This window comes from uncultured Methylobacterium sp., from assembly GCF_964242245.1.
GTDB lineage: Bacteria > Pseudomonadota > Alphaproteobacteria > Rhizobiales > Beijerinckiaceae > Methylobacterium.
Genome location: NZ_CAXTBY010000214.1, coordinates 1 through 2,942, shown reverse-complemented (window position 1 = coordinate 2,942; position 2,942 = coordinate 1). Strand labels below are relative to the sequence as shown.

General features: G+C 71.7%; 3 protein-coding genes and 1 pseudogene. 3 read left to right on the top strand and 1 reads right to left on the bottom strand.

What is annotated here, in order from left to right:
• Both ssb and ACFE8Y_RS21490 read left to right on the top strand, forming a co-directional pair.
• A partial coding sequence (gene ssb / locus ACFE8Y_RS21495) for a single-stranded DNA-binding protein (protein ID WP_375466396.1) occupies positions 1-329 on the top strand: 329 nt, incomplete at its 5' end.
• A gap of 246 nt (positions 330-575) precedes the next feature.
• Positions 576-677: pseudogene (locus ACFE8Y_RS21490) on the top strand (IS481 family transposase); the annotation flags it as partial.
• A gap of 35 nt (positions 678-712) precedes the next feature.
• On the opposite strand, the gene ACFE8Y_RS21485 reads toward ACFE8Y_RS21490, so the two are convergent.
• The gene (locus tag ACFE8Y_RS21485; protein ID WP_375466395.1) at positions 713-1,180 is read right to left on the bottom strand and encodes a hypothetical protein; all 468 of its coding nucleotides are present in this window, start codon (positions 1,178-1,180) and stop codon (positions 713-715) included.
• Positions 1,181-1,821: 641 nt separating this feature from the next.
• On the opposite strand from ACFE8Y_RS21485, the gene ACFE8Y_RS21480 reads away from it, so the two are divergent.
• A partial coding sequence (locus tag ACFE8Y_RS21480; RefSeq protein ID WP_375466394.1) for an MFS transporter occupies positions 1,822-2,942 on the top strand: 1,121 nt, incomplete at its 3' end.

Here is a 2,942-nt window from a genome sequence, read left to right as displayed (position 1 = left end):
GCGTGGCCGAGCAGTACCTGCGCAAGGGCTCGAAGGTCTACATCGAGGGCCAGCTTCAGACCCGGAAATGGACCGACAACTCCGGCGTCGAGAAGTACACCACCGAGGTGGTGCTTCAGCGCTTCCGCGGCGAGATGACGATCCTCGACGGACGCGGCGGCGCGGGCGGCGAGATGGGCGCCGACGACGAGGGCGGCGGGCAGGTCAGCCGCGGGGGCGATCACGGCGGCAGCCGATCGCAGGGCAGCGAGCGTCGTCCGAGCCCGGCACCTGCCGGCGGCGGCGGCGCGCGCGGCAACTACGATCTCGACGACGACATCCCGTTCTAGGTGTTTGATCCCGTGGCGTGGTGGTCCGGTTGACGACCATGCTGGGCGGGATGTGCTCCGGGTCAGGGTCTTCACGGCAGCGCCTGCAACGGAAGGCAGTCCGTCGCGCGCTCCCGGCGACGGGAAGCGCGGGCGCCGGCCCGGCGCTGCGGCGCCGGCCCGACGACGGTGCGGAAGCGGCGCAGGGGCGAGACCGCGGCAGAGGCCCGGATGGGACCGGAAGAGCCCCGCTCGATGGTTTTTGACCTGCGCAGCCTCACGCCCGCTGCGTTCATCCTTCAGGCCTGGACGCACGAGCCCGAACGCTTCAGGCTCAATCCGTCACACCTCTTCCCGGGACCATGCACGCTCCAAGCCTCAAGGTTTGAGGGCGCGATGTGCGCTCAATCGCCCGGTGAGCATCGCGCCTTGAGAGGTCCGAGGACGATGTCGCCCGGGTTCGGATTGTTGACCGTGAACGGCGCGGTGTCCCGCGTGCCGAAGAAACCCGGACCAAGTTCGGGCTCGAACAGGCCGTCGCCGATCTTCACGTAGCAGCGGTCCAGGACGGCCTCGTAGTCGAGGTGGATCTGCGCGGCCTCCCGCCCGCCCGCGACCGGCCGGCCGAAGCGGTCGACCGGCGGGCAGTAGGCCGTCAGATCGAAGCGGCCCGGCCGCGACAGCCGGACGGGGACGGATCGTCCCGGCCTGATCACGAAGGCGGGGCCGCCGTCCTGACTGGCAACGAGGACGTAGGCCGAGCGGTTGGAGACGCGTCGCCGGCAGTCGGCGGAGGCGGTGCTCCCCCAGCCTGCCGCGAGCACGGCCGATGCCGTCAGGAGGCGAAGGGTCCTGGACCGGGTGCGAGTCATGGCTGATCCTTCCGTGGTTCGCGGAACCGGCCACCGCCATCCTGCGGGATGAACCGGATGCCGGCCGTTTTGAGGGCCGCGAGGGCCGATTGCATCGCCTTGACGTTGGCAGGCGTCGCCGTCAGCCTGCCGGCCGGTCCCTCTGCCCGGCGGGCCGTGACCACGCCAAACCGTGCCTGCTTCGGGAGACCCTCGGCGCTCCAGCGAAGAAGCGCGCCATCCTGAACTGTGCCCCGGTGATCGACGGAAGATCGCCTGACTGCGTGTTGATCTATCTCGGATCAAGGGATGCAGAAACGATCTTAGAGCCGCGCCCGATCGCGTTGCAATCGGTCCCGGCAACGCCGCCGATCGCCCTCGTCGCAACGCATGCAGGGCGTCCCTCGTCACCGCCTGCGCTGACGAGGGCGCGTCATCGTGGCCGCGGCAATTCGCTCGGCGCAAGCGCGTGCCGCAATCGGCAAGAGCCCGTGGTGGCTGCCGCTCCGCGGCGCCGGCCCACCGCTGGCAGCACGAGGTCGCAGATCCGGCACCCATGGCCCCCGGCACGCCGAACCGGCATCCCCTTCGTCGCAGCGCGCTCTAGGTCGCTCCGAGCCGGCGTTGCATCCTTGTGCCGGGTTACCACCGGGCCTCAACGCATGATCGTCCCTCCCACGTCCGTCCCCTCCATCGGGCGCCTGATCCTCGTGCTCGCCGTGGCGGGCTTCGTCAGCACCTTCGCGTGGCGGTCGGTCGAGCCGCTCGTCGGCGTGCTGGCGCGGGATCTCGGCAGCGATGCCCATACGGTGGCGCTCCTGTCGACGGCCTTCGCCCTGCCCTACGCCCTGATCCAGCCGGTTCTCGGGCCGGTGGGCGACGCGATCGGCAAGGAGCGGGTCATCATCGCCTGCCTCGGCGTCCTCGTCGCCGCGCTCGTCGGCTGCGCGCTGGCCGCCGACCTTCGCGTCCTGTTCGGCCTGCGCATGGTCGCGGGCGCGGCCGCCGGCGGCGTCATCCCCCTGGCGCTGGCCCTGATGGGCGATCTGATCGCGATGGAGCGGCGCCAAGTGGCGATCGGGCGGTTCCTCGTCGCCGTCATCCTCGGCCAGCTCTCGGGCTCGACCTTCGCCGGCCTGATCGAGGGGCAAATCGGCTGGCACGGCGTGTTCGGCATCAACGCCGCCGTCGCCGGGTTCGGCTGCGCGGCCACGCTGTTCGGCTTCGACCGGCGCGGGCGCGCCCCGCCCCGGCGGCCCGAGTTCCGGCAGGCGCTCGCGCGCTACCGCGGCATCGTCGCCAATCCGCGGGCGCAGGTGCTGTTCGCGGCGGTCTTCGTCGAGGCGATCGCGGTCTTCGGCATCTTCCCCCACCTCGCGCCGCTGATCGAGGCGCGCGGCGAGGGGGGCCCGCGCGAGGCGGGGCTGGCGCTCGCGGGCTTTGCCGTCGGCGGCCTGATCTACTCGGCCCTCGTCGCGCTGCTGGTCCGCCTGCTCGGAATGGCGCGGATGCTCGTGGGCGGCGCCGCGGTCTGCGCCGGAGCGCTCGTCATGATCGGCCTCGCCGGAAGCTGGCAGCTCGATGCCGCGGCCCTCGTGGCGATGGGGTTCGGCTTCTACATGCTCCACAACACCTTTCAGGTGCAGGTCACGGAGGTGGCGCCCGGCGCCCGCGCCTCGGCGGTCGCCCTGCACGCCTTCTCGTTCTTCTGCGGACAGGCGCTCGGCGTCGCGATCCTGGGGGTCGCGCTGCAGGGGCTCGGCCAGCGCGCGGCGCTGTCGGC